The sequence below is a fragment of the Xanthomonas pisi DSM 18956 genome, from assembly GCF_001010415.1.
Classification (GTDB): Bacteria; Pseudomonadota; Gammaproteobacteria; order Xanthomonadales; family Xanthomonadaceae; genus Xanthomonas; species Xanthomonas pisi.
In genome coordinates this window covers 167,857-191,614 of the sequence record NZ_JPLE01000017.1, presented here as the reverse complement: position 1 = coordinate 191,614, position 23,758 = coordinate 167,857, and the positions used below count along the sequence as shown (strand labels likewise).

Annotated in this window: 21 protein-coding genes and 1 pseudogene; 16 read left to right on the top strand and 6 right to left on the bottom strand. The window is 65.3% G+C overall.

Annotated features, from left to right (window positions below):
- From Y887_RS05525 to Y887_RS05510, 4 genes are all read left to right on the top strand, one after another.
- The coding region (locus Y887_RS05525; protein WP_046963394.1) for a dihydrolipoyllysine-residue acetyltransferase at positions 1–1,272 on the top strand (1,272 nt) is incomplete at its 5' end.
- A complete protein-coding gene (locus Y887_RS05520) occupies positions 1,269–1,916 on the top strand; it encodes a hypothetical protein (protein ID WP_046963374.1) in 648 nt (215 codons plus the stop codon). The genes Y887_RS05525 and Y887_RS05520, both read left to right, overlap by 4 nt.
- Positions 1,917–1,932: 16 nt before the next feature.
- A complete protein-coding gene (gene lpdA / locus Y887_RS05515) occupies positions 1,933–3,753 on the top strand; it encodes a dihydrolipoyl dehydrogenase (protein WP_046963373.1) in 1,821 nt (606 codons plus the stop codon).
- 453 nt (positions 3,754–4,206) lie between these two features.
- Positions 4,207–5,484: a Xaa-Pro dipeptidase gene (locus tag Y887_RS05510; RefSeq protein WP_046963372.1), complete on the top strand. Its 1,278-nt coding sequence runs from the start codon at positions 4,207–4,209 to the stop codon at positions 5,482–5,484.
- A 478-nt stretch (positions 5,485–5,962) separates the two neighbouring features.
- On the opposite strand, the pseudogene Y887_RS05505 reads toward Y887_RS05510, so the two are convergent.
- A pseudogene (locus Y887_RS05505) lies at positions 5,963–6,772 on the bottom strand (hypothetical protein); the annotation flags it as partial.
- Between the two features lie 632 nt (positions 6,773–7,404).
- On the opposite strand from Y887_RS05505, the gene Y887_RS05500 reads away from it, so the two are divergent.
- From Y887_RS05500 to Y887_RS05455, 10 genes are all read left to right on the top strand, one after another.
- Positions 7,405–7,770, top strand: coding sequence for a hypothetical protein (locus Y887_RS05500; RefSeq protein WP_074059361.1), 366 nt, complete (start codon positions 7,405–7,407; stop codon positions 7,768–7,770).
- Between the two features lie 25 nt (positions 7,771–7,795).
- A complete protein-coding gene (gene atpB, locus Y887_RS05495) occupies positions 7,796–8,596 on the top strand; it encodes a F0F1 ATP synthase subunit A (protein WP_039421795.1) in 801 nt (266 codons plus the stop codon).
- Between the two features lie 72 nt (positions 8,597–8,668).
- Entirely contained in the window at positions 8,669–8,971 is a 303-nt protein-coding gene (gene atpE / locus Y887_RS05490) for a F0F1 ATP synthase subunit C (RefSeq protein ID WP_002814105.1), read from the top strand.
- A 113-nt stretch (positions 8,972–9,084) separates the two neighbouring features.
- Positions 9,085–9,555 (top strand): F0F1 ATP synthase subunit B, encoded by a 471-nt coding sequence (locus tag Y887_RS05485; RefSeq protein ID WP_003483999.1) that lies wholly within the window; start codon positions 9,085–9,087, stop codon positions 9,553–9,555.
- 3 nt (positions 9,556–9,558) lie between these two features.
- Positions 9,559–10,086, top strand: a complete 528-nt coding sequence (locus Y887_RS05480) for a F0F1 ATP synthase subunit delta (protein ID WP_046963371.1) — start codon at positions 9,559–9,561, stop codon at positions 10,084–10,086.
- Between the two features lie 47 nt (positions 10,087–10,133).
- Positions 10,134–11,681: a F0F1 ATP synthase subunit alpha gene (gene atpA / locus Y887_RS05475; RefSeq protein WP_046963370.1), complete on the top strand. Its 1,548-nt coding sequence runs from the start codon at positions 10,134–10,136 to the stop codon at positions 11,679–11,681.
- 194 nt (positions 11,682–11,875) lie between these two features.
- Positions 11,876–12,739 carry a F0F1 ATP synthase subunit gamma gene (gene atpG / locus Y887_RS05470; RefSeq protein WP_005992067.1) on the top strand — a complete coding sequence of 288 codons (864 nt, stop codon included), beginning with the start codon at positions 11,876–11,878 and terminating at the stop codon, positions 12,737–12,739.
- 144 nt (positions 12,740–12,883) lie between these two features.
- Positions 12,884–14,290: a F0F1 ATP synthase subunit beta gene (gene atpD / locus Y887_RS05465; protein WP_046963369.1), complete on the top strand. Its 1,407-nt coding sequence runs from the start codon at positions 12,884–12,886 to the stop codon at positions 14,288–14,290.
- Between the two features lie 143 nt (positions 14,291–14,433).
- On the top strand, positions 14,434–14,856 hold the full coding sequence (locus Y887_RS05460) for a F0F1 ATP synthase subunit epsilon (RefSeq protein ID WP_024938404.1): 423 nt from the start codon (positions 14,434–14,436) through the stop codon (positions 14,854–14,856).
- 228 nt (positions 14,857–15,084) lie between these two features.
- Positions 15,085–15,672 carry a chorismate mutase gene (locus tag Y887_RS05455; RefSeq protein WP_046963368.1) on the top strand — a complete coding sequence of 196 codons (588 nt, stop codon included), beginning with the start codon at positions 15,085–15,087 and terminating at the stop codon, positions 15,670–15,672.
- 309 nt (positions 15,673–15,981) lie between these two features.
- Here the strand turns inward: Y887_RS05455 and Y887_RS05450 are convergent, their stop codons facing one another.
- The gene (locus tag Y887_RS05450) at positions 15,982–16,365 is read right to left on the bottom strand and encodes a GtrA family protein (RefSeq protein ID WP_046963367.1); all 384 of its coding nucleotides are present in this window, start codon (positions 16,363–16,365) and stop codon (positions 15,982–15,984) included.
- A gap of 146 nt (positions 16,366–16,511) precedes the next feature.
- On the opposite strand from Y887_RS05450, the gene glmU reads away from it, so the two are divergent.
- The gene (gene glmU, locus Y887_RS05445) at positions 16,512–17,876 is read left to right on the top strand and encodes a bifunctional UDP-N-acetylglucosamine diphosphorylase/glucosamine-1-phosphate N-acetyltransferase GlmU (RefSeq protein WP_046963392.1); all 1,365 of its coding nucleotides are present in this window, start codon (positions 16,512–16,514) and stop codon (positions 17,874–17,876) included.
- Positions 17,877–17,992: 116 nt separating this feature from the next.
- The gene (locus Y887_RS05440) at positions 17,993–18,940 is read left to right on the top strand and encodes a right-handed parallel beta-helix repeat-containing protein (RefSeq protein ID WP_245879410.1); all 948 of its coding nucleotides are present in this window, start codon (positions 17,993–17,995) and stop codon (positions 18,938–18,940) included.
- 132 nt (positions 18,941–19,072) lie between these two features.
- Here the strand turns inward: Y887_RS05440 and Y887_RS05435 are convergent, their stop codons facing one another.
- The 4 genes from Y887_RS05435 to Y887_RS05420 form a co-directional block, all read right to left on the bottom strand.
- Positions 19,073–20,425: a sensor histidine kinase gene (locus tag Y887_RS05435; RefSeq protein ID WP_046963365.1), complete on the bottom strand. Its 1,353-nt coding sequence runs from the start codon at positions 20,423–20,425 to the stop codon at positions 19,073–19,075.
- An 8-nt stretch (positions 20,426–20,433) separates the two neighbouring features.
- Complete coding sequence (locus Y887_RS05430; protein WP_046963364.1) at positions 20,434–21,777, bottom strand: sigma-54-dependent transcriptional regulator; 1,344 nt, start codon at positions 21,775–21,777, stop codon at positions 20,434–20,436.
- A gap of 160 nt (positions 21,778–21,937) precedes the next feature.
- Positions 21,938–22,408, bottom strand: coding sequence for a PDZ domain-containing protein (locus Y887_RS05425; RefSeq protein WP_245879411.1), 471 nt, complete (start codon positions 22,406–22,408; stop codon positions 21,938–21,940).
- 117 nt (positions 22,409–22,525) lie between these two features.
- Positions 22,526–23,752 (bottom strand): ABC transporter permease, encoded by a 1,227-nt coding sequence (locus tag Y887_RS05420; RefSeq protein ID WP_046963363.1) that lies wholly within the window; start codon positions 23,750–23,752, stop codon positions 22,526–22,528.
- Between the last annotated feature and the right edge of the window lie 6 nt (positions 23,753–23,758).

Sequence of the window (23,758 nt, the reverse complement as noted above, 5' to 3'; positions counted from 1 at the left end):
AAGGCCACGATGGAAGTGCCGTCCTCGGCCGCTGGCGTGGTCAAGGAACTCAAGGTCAAGGTCGGCGACACGCTGTCGCAGGGCAATGTGGTGGCGATCATCGCTGCCAGCGACGGCGGCGCCGGAGCGGCGCAGTCCCCCGCCAAGCCCAGCACCGACACCGCCGAAACCGCCGGCAAGGTCGAGCCGGTCGCAGTGTCGGCCGAGCCGGACAAGCTGGCCCAGCGCGAGATCGCGCAGGTGCAGGGCGTACGTTCCGGCGACGCCGCGCAGGGCGGCCAGCCATCGGCCGGCACCCCGAGCAGCCCGCCGGTGAGCTTCGACGCCGACAGCGTGCTGCCGTCCAAGGTGCCGTATGCCAGCCCGGTGGTGCGCGTGTTCGCACGCGAGCTGGGTGTGGACCTGAACCAGCTCAAGGGCAGCGAAAAGGGCGGCCGCATCACCCGTGAAGACGTGCAGCGCTTCGTCAAGGCCGCGCTCACTGGCGGTGCGCCTGCCGCGGCCGGTGCCGCACCGGCCGGTGGTGGCAACGGCCTGAACCTGCTGGCCTGGCCGAAGGTGGACTTCAGCAAGTTCGGCGAGACCGAAACCCAGCCGCTGTCGCGCATCAAGAAGATTTCCGGTGCCAACCTGGCACGCAACTGGGCCATGATTCCGCACGTCACCCAGTTCGAATCGGCCGACATCACCGATCTGGAAGCCCTGCGCGTGGCGCTGAACAAGGAAAACGAGAAGGCGGGCATCAAGCTCACCATGCTCGCCTTCCTGGTCAAGGCCAGCGCTGCGGCGCTGAAGAAGTTCCCCGAGTTCAACGCCTCGCTGGATGCGGCCGGCGAAAACCTGACGCTGAAGAAGTACATCAACATCGGTTTTGCGGCCGATACGCCCAATGGCCTGGTGGTGCCGGTGATCCGCGACGTGGACAAGAAGGGCGTGCTGCAGATCGCCCAGGAAAGCGGCGAGCTGGCCAAGAAGGCGCGCGACGGCAAGCTCGGCCCGGCCGACATGAGTGGCGGCTGCTTCTCGATCAGCTCGCTCGGCGGCATCGGCGGCACCGCGTTCACCCCGATCATCAATGCACCGGAAGTGGCGATCCTGGGCGTGTCCAAGTCGGCGATGCAGCCGGTCTGGAACGGCAAGGAGTTCGCGCCGAAGTTGATGCTGCCGTTGTCGCTGAGCTACGACCACCGCGTCATCGACGGCGCGCTGGCGGCCCGCTTCACCACCTATCTCAGCCAGGTGCTGGCCGACATGCGTCGCGTCCTGCTGTGAGGACCGCGCTGCTGACGATCGCCTTGCTCGGTGTGTTGCCGTGGACCGGTGCGGTGGCGCGCGAGTGCGACAGCACGCTGGGGCGCGGCTGGCCGCCGGCGGTGGGCAACTACGGCACCGCGGTGAGCACGCTGCTCGACGGCGCCAGCAAGCCGGCCTTGTCGCTGCTGACCCTGCCCACACGTGGCGTTGAAAGCGGCGTGTCGCTGGTGCCGGGCAAGGATGGCGCCGACTGGACCTTGCGGCATAGCCGCGCCGATGAGCGCGTCTACAGCTGGGTCAGTCAGACCGATCGCGGCAGTGTGCAGTTCCGCACCGAGCAGACCCCGGAAACGGTCGAGATCCCGATTCCGGCGGCGTTGGCCAGGCGTCTGGTCAGTAACTGGACCGCGGCCTTGACCCAGCTGGCACCGAGCGGCCGCGCCGCGCCGGTCACCGAGGGCGAAGTGCTGTCGTTCCAGGTCGAGGGCGTGCGCTACAGCGGTACGCGCCCGAGCTGCGGCGCCGGTGAGCTGCTGCTGCAGCAGGCCGCGTTGCTGATCGAGGCCAGCGACGGCAAGGAAAAGAAGCGCGACAAGCGCTGGACCCAAATCGAATCGTCGCTGGATGAACTCCAGCAGACGCTTGCCGGCACGGCCGGTTGAGCCACAGGAGAAGCAAATGGCGGTCATTGAAATCAAGGTTCCCGACATCGGCGATTACAGCGATGTCCCCGTCATCGAAGTGCTGGTCGCCGTGGGCGACAGCGTGGCCAAGGACCAGGGCCTGGTGACGCTGGAATCGGACAAGGCCACGCTGGAAGTGCCGTCCTCGGCCGCCGGTGTGGTCAAGGAACTCAAGGTCAAGGTCGGCGACAGCCTGTCCGAAGGCGCAGTGGTGCTGCTGCTGGAAACCGCAGGCGAGGCCGCCGCGCCTGCGCCCGCCAAGGCCGACACCAAGGCCGCTGCGCCTGCTGCCGCCGCACCCGGCAGCAAGCCACCGGTGACGCCGTCGCATCGCGCTCCGGCCGAACCGGCGGCGTCCAAGCCGGCCCTGGCCAGCGGCAAGCCGGCCGATATCGAATGCAAGATGGTGGTGCTCGGGGCCGGCCCCGGCGGCTACACCGCCGCCTTCCGCGCCGCCGACCTGGGCCTGGACACGGTGCTGATCGAGCGCTACGCCAGCCTGGGCGGGGTCTGCCTCAATGTGGGCTGCATCCCGTCCAAGGCGCTGCTGCATGCCGCCGCGGTGATCGACGAGGTGGCCCACGCCGGCGATTTCGGCGTGGATTTCGGCCAGCCCAAGATCACCCTGGACAAGCTGCGCGAGTACAAGGAAAAAGTGGTCGGCAAGCTCACCGGCGGCCTGGCCAGCATGGCCAAGCAGCGCAAGGTGCGCACCGTCACCGGTGTGGCCAGCTTCGTCTCGCCCAACGAGCTGGAGATCGTCGGCGACGACGGCAAGACCCAGCTGCTGCGCTTCGAGCACTGCATCATCGCCGCCGGTTCGCAGGCGGTGAAGCTGCCCAACTTCCCGTGGGACGACAAGCGCGTGATGGATTCCACCGACGCGCTGGAGCTGCACGACATTCCCAAGACCCTGCTGGTGGTCGGCGGCGGCATCATCGGCCTGGAAATGGCCACGGTGTACAGCGCGCTCGGCAGCAAGGTCACCGTGGTCGAGTTCATGGACCAGCTGATGCCGGGCGCCGACAAGGACCTGGTCAAGCCGCTGGCCGACCGCCTGAAAAAGCAGGGCGTGGAGGTCCATCTCAAGACCAAGGCCACCGACGTCAAGGCCGACAAGAGCGGTATCACCGTGTCCTTCGAAGCGGCCGTGGAGGGCGAGAAGCCCGGTCTGCAGGCCACCGCGTACGATCGCGTGCTGGTCGCCGTGGGCCGCACCCCCAACGGCAAGAAGATCGGCGCGGAGAAGGCCGGTGTCACCATCACCGACCGCGGCTTCATTCCGGTCGATCGGCAGATGCGCACCAACGTGCCGCACATCTTCGCCATCGGCGACATCGTCGGTAACCCGATGCTGGCGCACAAGGCCACCCACGAAGGCAAGCTGGCCGCTGAAGTGGCGGCCGGCGAGAAGAAGGAATGGGTGGCGCGGGTGATTCCGTCGGTGGCCTACACCAATCCGGAAATCGCCTGGGTCGGCGTCACCGAGACCGAGGCCAAGGCCAAGGGCCTGAAGGTCGGCGTGGCCAAGTTCCCGTGGGCCGCCAGTGGCCGCGCGATCGGCATCGGCCGCACCGAAGGCTTCACCAAGCTGATCTTCGACGAAGACACCCACCGCGTGATCGGTGGGGCCATCGTCGGCGTGCATGCCGGTGACCTGCTGGCCGAGATCGGCCTGGCCATCGAGATGGGCGCCGAGGCCGAAGACATCGGCCACACCATCCACGCGCATCCGACCCTGAGCGAATCGGTCGGCATGGCGGCCGAGGTCTACGACGGCACCATCACCGACCTGTACATCCCGAAGAAGAAATAACTGCACGCATCCGCAGCTGCCAGCAACGCCCCGCCTTGTGCGGGGCGTTGTTGTCAGGGGGTACGGTTACGCGCGATCGCCGTTGGCGCGATCGCTGCGGCGCTGCGCCGTGTGGTGTGGGACGCGTCAATGCATGCGGCGCGACCGCGCACGCGCGGAGTTTTGCGGTATTTCCGACGTGCCACGCAGCCGCATGCGGCGACCGGACCTGGCCGCTGCGCCCGATCGCAGGATTCGACAGGGCTTAAGCCTGCAAGCCGATTGCGCAGGTCCCTGGGCAGCGCCCAGTCTGGCGCACGGCGATGGCGCATCGTTCGCGCGCCAGATACGGCTGGCGCGGCCACACATGGCATTGCGACGGTGCGACCTCCATGCGCAGGCGCTTGCGCAGCCCGCAGTCCGCTTGCACCATCGGAGCGCGGACACGCCGTTCGCAGCTCAGGGACGACCCCGATGTCGAAGATGCGTTTGCCGGCGCTGCTCGCCGCTGCTGGCTGCCTGTGTGCCTCGCTGGGCGCGCACGCACAGACCACCGTGATCACCGCCGCGCGCCTGCTGGACGTGCAGGCCGGCCGCTATGTGGACAAGCCGCAGATCGAAGTGGTTGCCGGCCGTATCACCCGCGTCGGTCGACACGGCGATCCGTTGCCGGCCGACGCGCAGCGCATCGATCTGGGCGAGCGCACGCTGTTGCCGGGGCTGATCGACATGCATGTGCATCTCACCGTGGACCCCACCCTGGGCGGCTACAAGGCGCTGGAGTACACCGACAATTTCTGGACCGTGGTCGGTGTGGCCAATGCCGCAAAAACGCTGCGCGCAGGCTTCACCACGGTGCGCAATGTCGGCTCGCTCAACTACGACGATGTCGCGCTCAAGCAGGCGATCGAGCGCGGCACCGTGCCTGGCCCGCGGATCGTGCCGGCCACCTATGGCATCGGTGCCACCGGCGGCCACTGCGATGCCACCGAATTCCCGCCCTCGGTCAAGGTCAGCGGCCCCGGAGTCGCCGATGGCCCGGACGCGATCCGCGCCGCGGTACGCACGTTGCGCAAGTACGGCGCAGAAGTGATCAAGTTCTGCGGCACCGGCGGCGTGCTGTCCAAGACAGACAGCGTCGGCGGGCAGCAATACAGCCTGGAGGAAATGCGCGCGCTGGTGGACGAGGCGCACCGGCTGGGCCTGAAGGTCGCCGTGCATGCGCATGGCACCGCTGGCATCAACGATGCGATCCGCGCAGGCGCCGACACCATCGAGCACGCCAGCCTGGCCGATGCGGAATCCTTCAGGCTGGCCAGGGCGCATGGCACCTGGTTTTCGATGGACATCTACAACGACGACTACATCCTGGCCGAGGGCGAAAAGAACGGCCTGTTCGCCGAATCGCTGGAAAAGGAGCGCCAGATCGGGCGCAAGCAGCGCGAGACCTTTCGTGCCGCGCACGCGGCCGGGGTCAAGCTGGTGTTCGGCAGCGATGGCGGTGTGTATCCCAATGGCGACAACGCGCGCCAGTTCGCCAAGATGGTGGAGTGGGGCATGACGCCGCTGGAAGCCATCCGTGCCGCCACCGTGGACGCAGCCCAGGCCCTGGGGCGCAGCAACGACGTTGGCGCCATCGCCCCTGGCCGCTACGCCGATCTGATCGCGGTCAGCGGCGATCCGCTGCAGGACGTCACCGCGTTGCGGCAGGTAGAGGGCGTGATCAAGGGCGGCGAACGCGTCGCCGAGTGAGCGCGCTGGCGCGTGGCTGCAGCGTGCGGCCGTTAGACGATGCTGGCGGTTGCCGCCGAGCATCTGCCGCAGATTCGCCGCATCTTCGCCGAGCATGAGGGCTTGCCGAGCGCGGTCCAGGTCGGACGCGACGGCGTCGCCGCCGGCTCCGGCTCCGGCCGCCGGTGCGGCATGCTCACGCCGCTCCTGCCTTGCAGGAGCGCGTGCTGGAGGCCTTGGCCAGGCAGGGCGCTCGCAGTGGCGAGGTATCGGCGCACCGACAGGTCCTGCCGACCGATCGCGTGCTCATCGCCAACGACAGACCGCAGTGTTACGGCAGCCAGCGGATCGCCGGGCAGGGCCGTCGGGTGCCCAGGCCGATCGCCGATGCGGCGCAGGTGGAGGTGTTGCGCGCCGGCGTGGACGAGATGCCGCCGGCCGACGACGTGTGTGTGGCCACGTAGCTGTTCCCGGTGCCGTCGGCGCCGCCGGGCAGCTGAAACGCGAACGTCACGCCTGCCACCGGGCCCTTGAACTCCTGCTTCAGGCCGATCAGGCCATCGCTGCCGCGCTGGTCGACGTCGAGCTTGAACCAGTCGTAGCCGGCGAAGATGCCGAAGTTCTTGGTGAAGCGGTATTCGGCAATCGCGTTGGCGCGGCTCAGGTCGCCCTCGTAGTCGTCGAAGTTGCCCCAGCTGGTGTTGAGGTACTGGCCCTGCACGTTGAACAGCCAATGCTCGCTCGGACGCGCGGTGAAGCGGATGCCCACCACCGGCGCCACGCCGTCGGCCTTCTCGTCCAGCACATCGCCGGAGAACACGGTGCCCAGATCGGCATACCCGTTGGCTTCGACCTTGGCGTATTCGGCGCCGAGCTGCAGGCCCAGGCTGAATTCCGGCGAATCGATCACCGAGTAGTCGTACACCAGGGTCGCGACCTGATACTTCAGCTCGCCCTTGATGAAGCTGCCGCTCGGCACGGTCACGCCGCCGGCGCTCAGGTCCTGGGTCAGGGTCTCGCGGCGGTCCTTGTCGTACTTGAAGTAGTCGAAGATCAGGCGCTGACGGGTGCTGATGCGGAACACGCCATCGACGCGCGGCTCCCATTCCTTGCCGCCCAGCTTGAAATCTTCATTGACCGACACGTTGTTGCCCGCCAGCAGCGTGTTGCCGCGGATGGTGTTGTCGTTGTCCACATTCATCGCACCGAGGCGAATCTGGAAGCGGTCATCGGTATCTTCAGCGTGTGCGGGCGCGACGTAGGCGACGGCCAGAACGCACGGGATCGCCAGTGCGAGGAGGTGTTTCATGGGAGCTCCGAATTCTTGGAATGGTCAGGCCGTTGGGCCAGTGGCGCGCACTATCGATAAGACGACGTCTTCCAAAAGTGAAGGACCTGTCGCACACCCGTGAAGGCGGAGATAGCAATCGGACAAAACGGTCCGCATCTCCAGTAGGCATGGGGCCCGCGCGGCGGACACGGCAAATCCGGCGCTGAAAACGACGCGCAAAAAGTGTGGCGTAGTGCATACCTTCAGGTACGGTCGCCGCCGCCAACTGCGCAACCGGTGCCGCACCGGGCGGCAAGATGGCCGTCATCGCGGCGCTGCATGGATCGAAACGATCGTGCGCCGCAGCGGATTGGACCGCCGATGGGAAAGTGTCAGGGTGCGACAAAATGCGTAAAAAGCAGGAGCCCCGGTCTCCCAGGGCTCCCATACGCGGCCTGCGGCGGTACCTTTCGACGAGGATGTGCAGGCCTCGCAAGTTCCGACCGCCAGTTTGTGGCAAAGTTCCCACCCGCCGCCGCGGCGCACGCTTGGTGCGTTGCAGCAGTCAATGACCTCTGCCGGTTGTCTCGCAATTTGTCCCATTGCTATACTTTCGCGGCTCGACGAGGCGCAACTGCGCTTCCCCCTCATTCACACGTAAGGTAACCGTAGTGCTGAACTCCGTTGACGCGGGTCGGCGGTTGATGCTGCGCGCTGCGGTATATCCGCTTGCCGCTGTAGCTATAACCAGTCTGGGGTTGCTGTTGGTCGGTCCCCGTTACTCTGCCGGTCTGGCATTGACCGGGTTTGCGACGGTACTGGGCGGTTGGGTTGCGGCACGTACCGCGCTCGGTGGCGGCATCCAGGCAGCAGGCATCGCGATGGTGCGGCTGGTGCTGGCGATGGTGCTGAAGTGGGTGTTGGTATTTGCGGCGTTGTCGCTGGGCTTTGCCCTGTGGCGGTTGCCTCCTCTGGCTCTGTTGGCGGGTATCGCCATCGGGTTGATTTTTCAGGTTCTGGCTCTGGCCAGACGTTGATTCGAACTTAAAGGGCTCCAGACACATGGCGGGCGAGGCAGCAACACCTACCTCCTATATCCAGCATCACCTGCAGAACCTGATCTATCCGGTTCGCGAGGGTGGCGGCACGTTTTGGACCATCCACGTCGACACCCTGGTCATGGCCGTGTTGATGGGCCTGGTCATGGTGCTGGCGTTCTGGACGGCAACCCGCAATGCCACGGCCGGCGTGCCGGGCAAGTGGCAGGCATTCGTGGAAATCTGCCTGGAATTCGTCGACCGGCAGGCCAAGGACACCTATCACGGCAGCAGCAAGCTGGTGACGCCGATCGCGATCACCATCTTCTTCTGGATCCTGTTGATGAACCTCATCAAGATGATCCCGGCCGATTTCATCGCCATTCCGCTGGGCTGGGCAGGCATCCATGCCTGGAAGCCGGTGCCCACCGCCGACGTCAATGCCACCTTGGGCATGTCGATCAGCGTGTTCTTCCTGATGATCGTGTTCTCGCTGCGCTCCAAGGGCGTGGGCGGCATGACCAAGGAATTCCTGACGGCGCCGTTCGGCAAGTGGATGATGCCGTTCAACCTGCTCCTGAACATCGTCGAGTGGCTGAGCAAGCCGATTTCGTTGGCGATGCGACTGTTCGGCAACATGTTCGGCGGCGAGATCGTCTTCCTGCTGATCTGGGTGCTGGGCGGTGCGGGCATCGCCGGCATGGTCGCTGGCGGCGTATTCGGCCTTGGCTGGATGCTGTTCCACCTGTTGGTGATTCCGCTGCAGGCCTTCATCTTCATGATGCTGTCGATCGTGTATCTGAGCCTGGCCGAAGACAGCCACTGAGTTTGCTGCACCCTTCATCCGCTTCATCCCGATTCATCCATCACCCTTAGAAACTTTCGTTCGGAGATCACCATGTACCTCGCCGTCCTGACCAACCTCGCTCAAGTCCAGAGCTCCACCGTCCTCGCCGTCGGCATCATGATCGGCCTGGCCGCGCTGGGTGCCGGCCTCGGTCTGGCCATCATGGCTGGCAAGTTCCTGGAATCGGCCGCACGCCAGCCGGAACTGATCCCGGTGCTGCAGGTTCGTATGTTCATCACCGCCGGCCTGATCGACGCCGCGTTCATCATCAGCGTCGCCGTCGGCCTGCTGTTCGCCTTCGCCAACCCGCTGGCCCAGGTGTTCATCGAGCGTCTGTCGCAGGCTGCCGGCTGATCCAGCGGTAGCAGGATGCGGAGGCAGCCAGTGCGGCTGCGTCCGCGGATGAAGGTCGGGAAGCGTCGCCAATGCGGCGGCGCTTTCACCCCTAAACAGCGATTGAGCGACCCATGGATATCACCCTTACCATCTTTGCCCAGGCGCTGGCCTTCGCCGGTCTGATCTGGATCGTCGCGACCAAAATCTGGCCGCCGCTGCTGCAGGCGATCGAAGAGCGTCAGCAAAAGATCGCTGAAGGTCTGGCCGCAGCCGATCGCAGTCAGAAGGATCTGGCGCAGGCGCAGGAAAAGGTCAACGAAGCATTGAAGGACGCACGCACCAAGGCCAACGAGATCATCGATCAGGCCCATGCGCGCGCCAACCAGATCATCGAAGCGGCCAAGCTCGAGGCGATTGCCGAAGCCAACCGTCAGAAGGATCTGGCCCAGACCGAAATCGACGCATCTGCCACCCGTGCCCGCGAGGAACTGCGCAAGCAGGTCTCGGTGCTGGCGGTCAGTGGCGCCGAAAAGCTGCTCAAGCGCGAAATCGACGCCAACGCCCACAAGGCGCTGCTCGACGAGCTGGCGGCGGAGATTTAATCGATGAGTCAGGCCCTCACACTTGCCCGTCCGTACGGCCGCGCCGCGTTTGCGATCGCGCGTGAGGGCGGCAACTTTGCGCCCTGGTCCGATGCGCTGGCGTTTTCGGCGCAGGTGGCCGGCGACCCGCGCGTGGCGGCATTACTGCTCAACCCGGCCCTGCGCCAGGAACAGGCCGTGACGTTGCTGGCGCCGCCGCAGGCGAGCGAAGACTATCTGCGTTTCCTCGGCCTGCTGGCCGATGCGCAGCGGCTGTCGCTGCTGCCGGAAGTGGCAGGGCTGTACGAACAGCTGCGTGCCGAGGCCGAACACGTCGTCAAGGCGACGGTGACCTCGGCGGCTGCAATGAGCCAGGCGGAACTGGACACGATCGCTGCTGCGCTGAAGAAGCGTTTCGGCCGCGAGGTGGACATCACCACCGCGGTGGATGCTTCGCTGATCGGCGGCGCGGTGATCGACACCGGCGACGTGGTCATCGACGGCTCGCTGAAGGGCAAGCTTGCGCGTCTGCAAAGCTCGCTCGCCCACTGAATTCACATAAACGCATGGCCCTCGCGGCCGGCACCTAGGACTGAACGATGGCAACCACGCTCAACCCCTCCGAAATCAGCGACCTGATCAAGACCCGCATCGAGGCGGTCAAGCTGTCCGCAGAGTCGCGCAACGAAGGCTCCGTGACCAGCGTGTCCGACGGCATCGTGCGCATCTTCGGCCTGGCCGACGTGATGCAGGGCGAAATGATCGAACTGCCGAACAACACCTTCGCGCTCGCACTGAACCTGGAGCGCGATTCGGTCGGCGCCGTGGTGCTGGGCGATTACGAGAACCTGCGCGAAGGCGACGTGGCCAAGACCACCGGCCGCATCCTGGAAGTGCCGGTCGGTCCGGAACTGCTCGGTCGCGTGGTCAACGCGCTGGGCGAGCCGATCGACGGCAAGGGCCCGCTGGGCGCCACCCAGACCGCACCGGTGGAGCGCGTTGCCCCCGGCGTGATCTGGCGCAAGTCGGTCGACCAGCCGGTGCAGACCGGTTACAAGTCGGTCGATGCGATGATTCCGATCGGCCGCGGCCAGCGCGAGCTGGTCATCGGCGACCGTCAGACCGGCAAGACCGCGCTGGCGATCGACGCGGTGATCAACCAGAAGGGCACCGGCATCAAGTGCGTGTACGTGGCGATCGGCCAGAAGGCCTCGACCGTTGCCAACATCGTGCGCAAGCTCGAAGAGAACGGCGCGCTGGCGCACACCGTGGTGGTGGCGGCGACCGCGTCCGAATCGGCCGCGATGCAGTACATCAGCCCGTATGCCGGCTGCACCATGGGCGAATACTTCATGGACCGCGGCGAAGACGCGCTGATCGTGTACGACGATCTGTCCAAGCAGGCCGTGGCCTACCGCCAGATCTCGCTGCTGCTCAAGCGCCCGCCGGGCCGCGAAGCCTATCCGGGCGACGTGTTCTATCTGCACTCCCGCCTGCTCGAGCGCGCTGCGCGCGTGTCCGAGGAGTACGTGGAGAAGTTCACCAACGGTGCGGTGACCGGCAAGACCGGTTCGCTGACCGCGCTGCCGATCATCGAAACGCAGGCCGGCGATGTGTCCGCGTTCGTGCCGACCAACGTGATCTCGATCACCGACGGCCAGATCTTCCTGGAAACCGATCTGTTCAACGCCGGTATCCGCCCGGCCGTGAACGCCGGTATCTCGGTGTCGCGCGTCGGCGGTGCGGCCCAGACCAAGATCATCAAGAAGCTGTCCGGCGGTATCCGTATCTCGCTGGCGCAGTACCGTGAGCTGGCGGCGTTCGCGCAGTTCGCCTCGGACCTGGACGAAGCCACCCGCAAGCAGCTCGAGCGCGGTCAGCGCGTCACCGAACTGATGAAGCAGAAGCAGTACGCGCCGATGTCCATCGCCAACCAGGCGCTGTCGATCTATGCCGTCAACGAGGGCTACCTCGACGAGGTGCCGGTCAATAAGCTGCTGGCGTTCGAAGAAGGCCTGCACGCCCACTTCGCCAACACCCAGGGCGAGCTGATCAACAAGATCAACAGCACCGGCGGTTGGGACAACGACATCGAAGCCGCGTTCAAGAAGGGCATCGAAGAGTTCAAGACCACGGGCAGCTGGTAACAGCGCCAGGAGCCGGGATTGGGCATTCGGGATTCGTAGGAGCGGTGGTTCGGGGTCTCGGCTGATGCCGAATCCTCGCTCTTGAGTCCCAAAAGTTAGGCATCCGGGGTTCGCGGAAGCGGTGAGGTAGGGAGGCTTTAGCCAATCCCGAATCCCGATTCCCGAATCCCACTAAGCGAGCGAAGCGAGCGAGTATGGCAGGCGGACGCGAAATCAAAACCAAGATCAAGAGCGTGCAGAACACCCGCAAGGTGACGCGCGCGCTCGAAATGGTCTCGGCCTCCAAGATCCGCAAGGCGCAGGAGCGCATGAAGACCTCGCGTCCGTATGCGCAGGCGATGAAGCAGGTGATCGGGCATCTGGCGCAGGCCAGCACCGATTTCCAGCATCCGTTTCTGGTCGAGCGCGAGCAGGTCAAGCGGGTCGGTTACATCGTGATCTCTTCCGACCGCGGCCTGGCCGGCGGTCTGAACAACAACCTGTTCCGCAAGATGCTGGGCGAAGTGCGTCCATGGCAGGACAAGGGTGCCGAGATCGACGTGGTGACCATCGGTCAGAAGGCGTCGGCCTTCTTCCGCCGCATCAAGGTCAACATGGTCGGCAGCGTGACCCATCTGGGCGACAGCCCGCAGGTGGAGCAGCTGATCGGCGTGATCAAGGTGATGATCGATGCCTACATCGACGGCAAGGTGGACCGCGTATACCTGGTCTACAACCGCTTCGTGAACACCATGACGCAGAAGGCCAGCTTCGATCAGCTGCTGCCGCTGCCGGCCGCCGAGCACAAGGTGGCGCACCACGATTGGGACTACCTGTACGAACCCGATGCCGCGACCGTGCTGGAGCACGTGATGACGCGTTACATCGAGTCGCTGGTGTACCAGGCCGTGCTGGAAAACGTGGCCTCCGAACATGCCGCGCGCATGGTGGCGATGAAGGCCGCCAGCGACAATGCCAACAAGATGATCGGCACCCTGCAACTGGTCTACAACAAGGCGCGTCAGGCGGCGATCACCCAGGAAATTTCGGAAATCGTCAGCGGCGCGGCCGCGGTATAAGCACGGCCGGGATTGGGGATTCGGGATTGGTAGGAGCGCAGCGGACTGCGCCCTTGCGAATCCCCAATCACGAATCCCAAATCACAAAATTCCACGAGATGGCATCTGCCACTCGGACAGAACAAAGCTAACCGGAGCAGCAAAATGAGTCAGGGCAAGATCGTTCAGATCATCGGCGCGGTCGTCGACGTCGAATTCCAGCGCAATGAAGTGCCGAAGGTCTATCACGCGTTGAAGGTCGAAGGCACCGAAATCACCCTGGAAGTGCAGCAGCAGCTCGGCGATGGCGTGGTGCGCACGATTGCGCTCGGCTCCACCGACGGCCTGAAGCGCAACCTGCTGGCCACCAACACCGAGCGCGCGATTTCGGTGCCGGTCGGCGCCGGCACGCTGGGCCGCATCATGGACGTGCTGGGTCGTCCGATCGACGAAGCCGGCGACGTGCAGGCGTCGGACCATTGGGAAATCCATCGCGCTGCGCCGTCGTATGAAGACCAGTCCTCCAGCACCGAGCTGCTGGAAACCGGCATCAAGGTCATCGACCTGATGTGCCCGTTCGCCAAGGGCGGCAAGGTCGGCCTGTTCGGCGGCGCCGGCGTCGGCAAGACCGTCAACATGATGGAACTGATCAACAACATCGCCAAGGCGCACTCGGGTCTGTCCGTGTTTGCCGGCGTGGGCGAGCGTACCCGCGAGGGCAACGACTTCTACCACGAGATGAAAGACTCCAACGTGCTGGACAAGGTCGCGATGGTGTACGGCCAGATGAACGAGCCGCCGGGCAACCGCCTGCGCGTTGCGCTGACCGGCCTGACCATGGCCGAGTACTTCCGCGACGAGAAGGACGAGAACGGCAAGGGCAAGGACGTGCTGCTGTTCGTGGACAACATCTACCGCTACACGCTGGCCGGTACCGAAGTGTCCGCGCTGCTCGGCCGCATGCCGTCGGCGGTGGGCTACCAGCCGACCCTGGCCGAGGAAATGGGCGTGTTGCAGGAGCGCATCACCTCGACCAAGAGCGGTTCGATCACCTCGATCCAGGCCGTGTACGTGCCCGCGGACGACCTGACCGACCCGTCGCCGGCGACCACCTTCGCCCACCTGGATTCCACTGTCACGCTGAGCCGTAACATCGCCTCGCTGGGTATCTACCCGGCGGTGGATCCGCTGGATTCCACCAGCCGCCAGATGGACCCGCTGGTGATCGGTCACGAGCATTACGACACCGCCCAGCGCGTCCAGCAGACCTTGCAGAAGTACAAGGAACTGAAGGACATCATCGCGATCCTGGGCATGGACGAGCTGAGCGAGGAAGACAAGCAGTCGGTGTCGCGCGCACGCAAGATCGAGCGCTTCTTCAGCCAGCCGTTCCACGTGGCCGAAGTGTTCACCGGCTCGCCGGGCAAGTACGTGTCGCTGAAGGACACCATCCGCGGCTTCAAGGCGATCTGCGACGGCGAATACGATCACCTGCCGGAGCAGGCGTTCTACATGGTCGGCAGCATCGAAGAAGCCGTCGAGAAAGCCAACAAGATGAGCGCCAAGGCGTAAGAGCCGGGATTTGGCATTCGGGATTCGGGATTTGGTACGGCGGTGAACGGGGTGCGGAGACGAGGTGAGTCGCCACAGTGAAAGCTGCGGTTGCCAATCCCGAATCCCCAATCCCCAATCCCCGCTTCACAGAGTGAGGCACCATGAGCACTATCCGTTGCGACATCGTCAGCGCCGAGAAGGAAATCTTCCACGGTGAGGCGACGCTGGTCGTGGCCACCGGCGAGTTGGGCGAGCTGGGCATCGCGCCCAAGCACGCGCCGTTGATCACCCGCCTGAAGCCGGGCAAGGTGGTGGTCACCACCGCCAGTGGCGAACAACTGGACTTCGCCATTTCCGGCGGGATCCTGGAAGTGCAGCCGCAGGTGGTGACCGTGCTGGTCGACACCGCGGTGCGTGCGCAGGACATCGACGAGGCTGCGGTCCGCAAAGTCAAGGAAGAAGCGGAGCGTCTGCTGGCCAACCGTGGCGACACGGTGGACGTGGCCGATGCGCAGCGTCGGCTGGCCGAGGCGACGGTGCAGCTGCAGGCGCTGGAGCGTCTGCGCCGCAACCTCAAGCACTGATCGATTGCCTGGCCCATCGGTTGTGGGCAAGCGACACGCCTCAGCTGCATGCCGCATGCAGATGTGGACCGGAACGCCGACCTTCGTGTCGGCGTTTTCGTTTTTGGAGCTGCGCGTGCGCGGCAGAAAGCCGCGTGTGGCGGCCAGCGCGCACACTGCGTGGCATGGTTGCCATGCAGCGCTCCACTGCGCCATGGCATGGTGACATCCGACGTTGAGGAGACTTCCATGACCCGCTCGATCGATGGCTTCCGCGGTTATGCACTGACTTGCACGCTTGCGGTCGCCCTGCTGGGGTGCGCGTTGCCGGCACGCAGCCAGCCGCCGCTGGATCCGCTGCTGGATCGCATCGTGCAACGCAATGCGATCGGCGATGCGGTGGCGCTGAGCAAGTGGGATAGCGGCAAGCCGGTGCTGGACCAGGCGCGCGAAGCGGCGGTGCTGCAGAGCGTACGCGACCAGGCACCGGCGCATGGACTGGACGCCGAGGATGCGGCCCGCTTTTTTGCCGCGCAGATCGAGGCCAACAAATCGGTGCAGTACGCGCTGCTGAACCATTGGCACGAACGTGGACGTGCGCCGGATACCGCACGCCCGGATCTGGCCGCACTGCGCGCACGCCTGGACCAGCTGCAGGGCGAGTTGCTCGATGCGCTGGCCGATGCTGCTGCGGCGCGTTCGGCGGCGCACTGCGCGACCAACACGGCACGGGCTGCGGCGCACTACGCGGCGCAATGGCAGCTGGATGCCTTGCACCGCGCGGCACTGGTGCGTGGCCTGGGCGACTTTTGTCAGCAGGCACCCGGCAAGACCTAGTGCAAGCTTGGCCGCATAGGGCCGGTGACGCGACGCGACCGCAGTGGTGGGGCATCGCCGAGGTCGACGCAGGTCAGCGTAGCGCTTGCGTCGCCGCCGGCATGCCTGACCAGTTCGGGTGTGCGGTTGCCGTCGTGCGCAAGGCACTGCGTTGGCAGATGCCGCGCTTACGCCTCGATCACGCCAGCCTGGTGACTGCACTGGCGGCGTCGTGAGCGCTTGCAGGGCGCGCGACTCTGGCAGATGAGACGGGTAGCAGCCGGCCGTCTCGGTTCAACGACGCACGCTCCAGCCTCGCCTGCCGCGGGGTCAGCGATACACCACATGCCGGCCGAGAAAGAACGACACGATCGCCAACCCGCCTTCGACCAGCGGCTTGGCCAGCCAGGCCTGGCGCAGGCCGACCAGATCCACCGTCGCCGACAGCAGCCAGGTGCTGATCAGCGTCAACGCCAGCCACATCACCGCAAAGCGGCGGAAGCGCTGCCAGCCCAGCCGCGCGCCGCCCTGCTGGGCGAAGGTGTAACGGCCATTGAGCCAGAAACCCAGCACCGCGCCGCTGATGCGCCCGAGCAGATTGGCCGGCACCGTCGGCATGCCAGCGGCGGTGGCGGCGATGAAGATGCCGCAGTCCACAGCCAATTGCAGGCCGCCAATCAGGGTGAACTGGCTGCCTTGACGGAACAGGCTCATGCGTGCCGGGAACGAAGAAAGGGCGCCCATCCTAGCGGCCGTAGTGCTTAAAAAGTTGTCATCGCGTGTTGAGGGCATCGATCGAGCACGCGGTTTTGCATGGCTGCGACTAGAATTTGGCGTATCTCCCGCCTTTGGAATTCTTGATGACCCTGCCCCTGCACGTCGTGATCCTGGCTGCGGGCGAGGGCAAGCGCATGCGCTCGTCCCTGCCCAAGGTGTTGCAGCCATTGGCAGGCCAGCCGATGTTGGCGCATGTGATCGCCACCGCACGGCAGCTACAGCCGGCCGCGGTCCATATCGTCTACGGGCACGGCGGCGATCAGGTGCGCGCGGCATTTGCCGGGCAGGCGGATCTGCAGTGGGCCGAGCAACGGCAGCAACTGGGCACCGGCCACGCCGTGCAGCAGGCGATGGATGCGATTCCGGATGCGGCCACCGTGCTGGTGCTGTACGGCGATGTGCCGCTGATCCGTAGCGAGAGCCTGTTGCAGCTGCTGCATGCGCCCGGCCGGATGGCGGTGCTGGTCGCAGAGCTTGCCAACCCCACCGGCTACGGACGCATCCTGCGCGATGCCGAAGGCAAGGTGGCGGCGATCATCGAGCAGAAGGACGCCAACGACGAGCAGCGGCGCATCCGCACCATCAACACCGGCATCCTCACCGCCGAATCCACCGCATTGCGGCGCTGGCTGGGCGGTCTGTCCAACAACAACGCACAGGGCGAGTTCTATCTCACCGACGTGTTTGCCAGTGCCGCCGCCGACTTCACGCCGGCCGACATGGTGCATGTGGCCGACCCGCAGGATGTGGAAGGTGCCAACGACCCCTGGCAGCTGGCCCAACTCGAACGTGCCTGGCAGTTGCGCGCCGCGCGTGCGCTGTGCCTGCAAGGCGTGCGCATGGCCGACCCGGCGCGCGTGGAACAGCGCGGCACGGTGCAGGTGGGACGCGATGTGCAGCTGGATATCGATGTGATTCTGGAAGGCGATGTCACGCTCGGCGATGACGTGGTGATAGGCCCGTTCGTGCGGCTGCGCGATGTGACGCTGGGTGCCGGCACGCAGGTGCGCGCGCACTGCGATCTGGAAGGCGTGGTGACCGAAGGTGCGGTGCAGATCGGCCCGTTCGCGCGTCTGCGCCCCGGCACCGTGCTCGCCGATGGCGTGCATATCGGCAATTTCGTCGAGACCAAGAAGGTCACGATGGGTGTGGGCAGCAAGGCCAATCACCTCACGTACCTGGGCGATGCGGTGATCGGCAGCAAGGTCAACATCGGCGCCGGCACCATCACCTGCAACTACGATGGCGTGAACAAGTCGCAGACCACCATTGGCGACGGCGCGTTCGTCGGCTCCAACAGCGCGCTGGTGGCGCCGATCGAGGTCGGTGCCAATGCCACCATCGGTGCGGGCTCGGTGATCACGCGCGACGCGCCGGCCGGCCAGCTCAGCGTGTCGCGTCCGCGTCAGACAGTGATCGAAGGTTGGGAGCGGCCGACCAAGAAGTAGCATGGAGCGGTGTCGCGATGCGGGTGGGTGGCGCAGCGCAGCCGTGCTGCACGGCGATGGTTGGCCGTGCTGCGGGTAACGACGGAAGGTGCACGATGCAGCGACGACCACAGACGATGTTGATCCTGCTCCTTGGCCTGCCGATGCTGCAGCCAGGCGTTGCAGCGGCGGCGAGTTATCGGCTGTATCTGTCGCCCGATGGCAACGATGCGGCGGCAGGCACCGCGCCTTCGACGGCAGTGCGCAGTCTCGACGCCGCGCAGCAACGCCTGCTCGAGCGACGACCAGCAGGGGACGTGGAGGTGGTGATCGCCCCGGGCACCTATCTTCAACAGACGGTGCAATGGACCTTTGCCAACGGCGCGCCGATCCGCTTCATTGCCGCTGCTGGCGCTGCCAGCCCGCCGGTCTTCGATGGACGCGGTGGCGCGACCTGGTTCGCCTTGAAAGGCGGTCGCAATGCGCCGACGCGGCTGAGCTTCGAGGGGTTGAAGGTCAGCAACTACTGGATGGCGCTGGATCTTGGCAGCAGCAAGGCGGCCGAGGATGGCAATGGCGGCAACACGATCCGCAACATGCAGTTCGAGCGGATCGGTGGACGCTACGGCCGTAGCACCGAGGCCGCGTACTCGTTTGCAGCGATCCGGCTGCAGCAGTCGCGCGACAACCGCATCGAACACAATCGCTTTGTGTCGATCGAAAACGACACCGACACCTCGGGCTTCATCCATGCGCTGTATCTGGCGCGGCACTCGTCCGGTAACCGGATCGAAAGCAATACGTTCATCGACGTCAACGGCGATGCAGTGCGTACGCGCGATGCGTCCGATCGGACCTATGTCAGCGGCAACCACTTCCTCAGGGCCGGCAAGTACGCGGCGTTTTCGGACTGGTTCAAGGCCGATGGAGAGTGCCCCTCGCAGGGCGGCCAGTTCGTTGGCAATACCGTGGGCATCGGGTATTACCGCGCCATCGCTGCGACCAGGACCACCGGCGCAGACGATGCGTGTGGCGCGCTGAAACGACCGCGCATTGCAGAGCGCGGCACGCTGAAATCCGATTGATGGCGCCGTGGCGGCAGGGCCAGTGTGCGTGTTCTTGCACTCGGTGTCCGCGCCTCGGGTGGTCTTGCCGGGTCTGGCGAGCGATCAGTGAGCTGCGGCGGACGAGGCGTTCGACGTGTTGAACGTGTCTGACTACGCAGCCGATGCCGACGGCAGCAACAAGGTCACGCACAGGCCGCCTTGCTCGCGGTTGTGCAGCGAAATACGCCCGCCATGCGCTTCGGCGATCTCGCGGGTGAGCGCAAGCCCCAGCCCGGTTCCGTTGCGTTTGGTCGAATAGAATGGCATCAGTGCGTTGTGCAGCACCGCTTCGTTCATGCCATTGCCGCGGTCGAGCACCTCGATTCGCAGCCACTGCGGCAAGCGTGTCACGCGTACTGCAACCTCGTTATTGGGCGGCTGCGCTTCGCTGCAGGCCTCGTGCGCGTTCTTGAGCAGATTGAGCATGGCCTGTTCGACCTGCGCTGCATCGATGCGGCTGCTGACATTGCTGATCTCGCCTTGCAACTGGAACGGGATCTGTTGGCGCAGTCGTTCGAGAAACGGCGCCCATTCGATGGTCTGCAACTGCGGCTGCGGCAATTTGGCAAAGCGCGCGTAGCCGCGAATAAAGCCTTCCAGATGACGCGCGCGTTCTTCGATGGTTTCGAAGACCGTGCCCAGACGGTCGGTGCGCTCGCGGCGCAGCAGCTCGGCGCCGGAATGCGCCAGTGAGGCGATCGGTGCGAGCGAGTTGTTCAATTCGTGGCTGATCACACGGATCACCTTTTTCCAGGTCTGCACTTCCTGCCGTCGCAACTCGGTGGTCAGGGTGCGGATCAGCAACAACTCGTGGCTACGGCCATTGAGGTGGAAGCTGCGCCGCGACAGGTGATAGATCTGCTCGTCGTCCTCCTCATCACCGTCCTCGCGCACCGCGAACAGGCAGTCGCCGCCGCGCGCCAGCGCATCGCGCAGTTCGCCTGGCATGCGTTCGAGCACATCGTCCAGATGCTGGCCTTCGAGCTTGCGTCCGTCATGCAATAGCTTGCGCGCGGCGTTGTTGGAGAACCCGATGCGGCGTAGGCCATCGCCGCCGGCCACCACCAGCAGCATCGCCACAGGGGTGTTCTGCAGCATGGTGTCGAGCATCAACTCGCGTTGCACCAGGTCGCGTCGCTGCGCGCGCAGCACATCGCCCAGTTCTGAATGTGCCTGCACCAGTTGCGCCAATTCGTCGGTGCCGCGCCAGTACACGCCGAAGTTGTACTCGCCATCGCGGTAGCTGCTGGTGGTGCCGGCCAGCGCACGGAACAGCGAGCGCATCGGTGCGGTGGCACGGTTGAGGCTGAACCACATCGCGGCCAGCACAACGACGACCGACATTGCAGCGACCTGCCAGCCGTGGTCCAGCCAGTACGCCATGAACCACGGCAGGGCGGCGGCCAGTGCAAGTACCGGCAACAGCCTGAGAAACAGGGTGAACGTGAAGGAGCGATGCCACATGCGCGGAGTCATTCCGATCTGATGCCGTAACGGTCCATACGCCGGTAGAGCGCCTGTCGGCTCATTCCCAGTTCGGCGGCGGCCTGTGCGATCACGCCTTGCGCGCGCGCCAAGGCCTGTTCGATGCGTGCGCGATCCGGCTCGCCGGCGACAGCCGCCGCCGGCCGCGGCGCGGGGGCGCGCGGAAGGTTCAGATCGCTGGCTTCGATACGCGCGCCTTGTGCGAGCAGCGCCGCACGTTGCAGCACGTTGCGCAGCTCGCGCACATTGCCCGGCCAGGCGTGTCGCTGCAGCGCATCGCGCGCCTGTGCAGACAGGGGCTTGCCGCCCGCCAGGAAGTGATCGGCCAATGGCGCGATATCGCCCGGACGCTCGGCCAGGGCAGGCAGCGCGATTTCCACCGTGTTGAGACGGTAGTACAGATCCTCGCGGAAGCTGCCGTCGCGGATCATCGATGGCAGGTCGGCATTGGTGGCGCTGATCACGCGCACCTTGGCGTGACGCTCGCGGTTGGAGCCCAGCCGCTCGTAGCGACCGGTTTCCAGCACGCGCAGCAGTTTCATCTGGCCCGCCAGCGGCAGGTTGCCGATTTCGTCCAGGAACAGGGTGCCGCCATCGGCCGCTTCGAACTTGCCTTCGCGCGCCTTGTTGGCACCGGTGTAGGCGCCCGCTTCGGCACCGAACAATTCCGCCTCGATCAATTCACCCGGCAGGGCGCCGCAGTTGAGCGCGATGAAGGGGCCACGCTTGTTGGCCGAATTGGCCTGGATGATCTCGGCGATCTTCTCCTTGCCGCTGCCGTTGGGGCCGGTGATCAGGACCGGCAACTCCGAGCGTGCGACCTGACAGGCGAGCGCGATGGCCCGTTCGCTGGCAGGGTCGGCGAACACCGCACCGCGCAGATCGTAGCGCTGTGTCAGTTGCTCGCGACCACGGTGCTCGCGTTCGCGGCGGCGCGCGAGCTCGCGCCGCGCTTCGGACAGTTCCAGCAGGTTGTTGACCGTGGTGAGCAGCTTGGTGTCGTCCCACGGTTTGGCGATGTAATCGGCGGCGCCGGCCTTGACCAGACCCACCGCGCTGCCCAGGTGGGTCCATGCGGTGAGCAGGATCACCGGCAGGTCGGGGTGGCGCTGGCGGATCTGGGTGAACAGCGCCTCGCCTTCTTCGCCGGAGGTGGTGTCGGCAGTGAAGTTCATGTCCTGGATCACCAGGTCGAACACCTGCTCGTCCAGCAGCGTCAATCCGGCCTGCGGCGACGACGCATGCCGCGCGTCGATGTCGTGCAGGGAAAACAGCACCTCCAGCGCGGTGGCCACGGCGGTGTTGTCGTCGATGATCAGGATTTGCGGCATCGCGGTGCTCGGAAGGCGAAAGGTGTCGGGGGAGAAAGCGCTCGCCACAGCATACGGCGCAAGCCGGTGTCGATGGCAACGGACATTGCGGCTGCGCAGTGCTCCGGCGTAGTGGGTGCTCGTGCGACAGGCCAGCATGTACTCCGGTCGCAAGCGAGGGCTACCGCACCCGTTGTGGCGAGGCGGGTGGCGCAGGCGCCAATGGCGGAACCAGCGGCGCATACGTCGGTGCGGTCCAGGTCAGGCCCATCCGTGCCTGCCCGCGTGCCACCTGGACCTGCACTGGTCGGCCGGCCGCAGCGCGCAGGACGTGCAGCAGATCTTCCACGGTTGCGATGCTACGGCCATCGGCTGCGCGCAGCTGGTCGCCCTTGCGCAGCTGCAGTGCCGGTATGTCGCTGGCCTGCGTGACCAGCACGCCGGCGGCTGTGGCGGTCAGCACCAGCGTCTGTGCGTTGTGGCGCCAGCGCAGTTGATGATCGTCGATGCGCAGCACGGTGCGCTCGGTCACCTCGCTAGTGGTCTGCGTGGCAGCGCGCGCGCAGGCGCTACTGCCGGCATGCAGCGTACCGATCATCGCAGCGATGGCGAATACACCGGCGACGCTGCGGGGATGGACGATCGAACGCATAGGGAGAAGGTCCTTGGGAGGGAAGCATCGCGGTTTGTCGGCATGCGCAGCGGACCAGCGCCCGGCAGCGCCGGCCCCCAGGGTGTGGTGGGCTTGAGGCAGCGTCCCATGGCCAGCTCAGGCGCTGCGCGTGGCGACTGCCGGCGGTACCAGCGCCGCGCGACGTGCGGGCCAGAACACCGCGATCTGGCCCAGCATCCACAGCGTGAGCGCGCCGATCGGCAGGTAGATCACCGGCAGGCGCGGCAATTCGTAGCGGGCCATCAGCCAGATATTGATCGAGTAAGCCAGCAGCATGCCCAGCACGATACCGACCGAGGCGAGCAGAAAGTTCTCGATCTGGAAATAGCGCAGGATCTGGCCGCGTGTGGCGCCCAGTGCGCGGCGAATGCCGATCTGCTTGGTACGCTGCTGCACCCAGAAGCTGGCCAAGCCGACGATGCCCAGTGCGGTGACGATCAGTAGCGCGATGCACACTGCGCCAAGCAGCCAGATCATTGCGCGATCGTTCTGGAAATACTCGTTGCGAATTTCCTCGTAGGTCTGCTGCTTCAGCACCAGCCGGCTGTTGTCCAGCTTCATCAAGGCCGCAACTGCCGCCTGCAGCACTTCCTGCCGCCGCAACGGATCGGTCACGCGCAGGATGTACTGGCCCTCGTTATAAGGAGGACGGATCGGCAGCATCATCGAATAATCCTTTTGATCCAGCCCATTGACGTTGTTCGGGCGCGCCAGTGTCTGCACGATCCCAACGACCCGTAACGGGACGTCACCGGAGTAGATGGTCTTGCCGAGCGCACTGTGGTCCGGGAACATCTTGTCTGCAGCAGCTTGCGTCAAAATGATAGCGGCGCCTTTCTTGCGGACGTTGTCGTCGTTGTCTGCCTTTTCCTGGCTGATGTATTCGTCGGGGGTGAAGTCGCGTCCGGCAATCAGCTGAAGGCCAAGTGTTTTGATGCCACCGTCGCTGACCAGATACTGCGCGGCGTTGAGCGTCGGGCGCTCCTGTTCTGCGGTCAAGGTCAGTCCGGTGTTGGACGAGTAGCTGACGAACGGAACCTGATTGGTGATGGCCGCGCTGCGCACACCGGGAACAGCGCGCAGTGCCGCAAGGTCCTCCTGGGTACGGACGTCTGCATTTGTCTGCGTCCCGATGCCGTCCAGCCTGATGCTGAGCAATTCCTGTTCTGCGATGCCGCTGGCGCGGTGGAGGGTTTCCACACGGTTGCCGATCAGGAACAGCGAATTGCAGATGATGGCGCAGGCCAGGGCGATCTCCAGCACGATCAGTGCGGCTGCGGTCTTGTGGCGGCGGAGGGTGGAAACGATAGGGCGGATGTCCATGGGGCT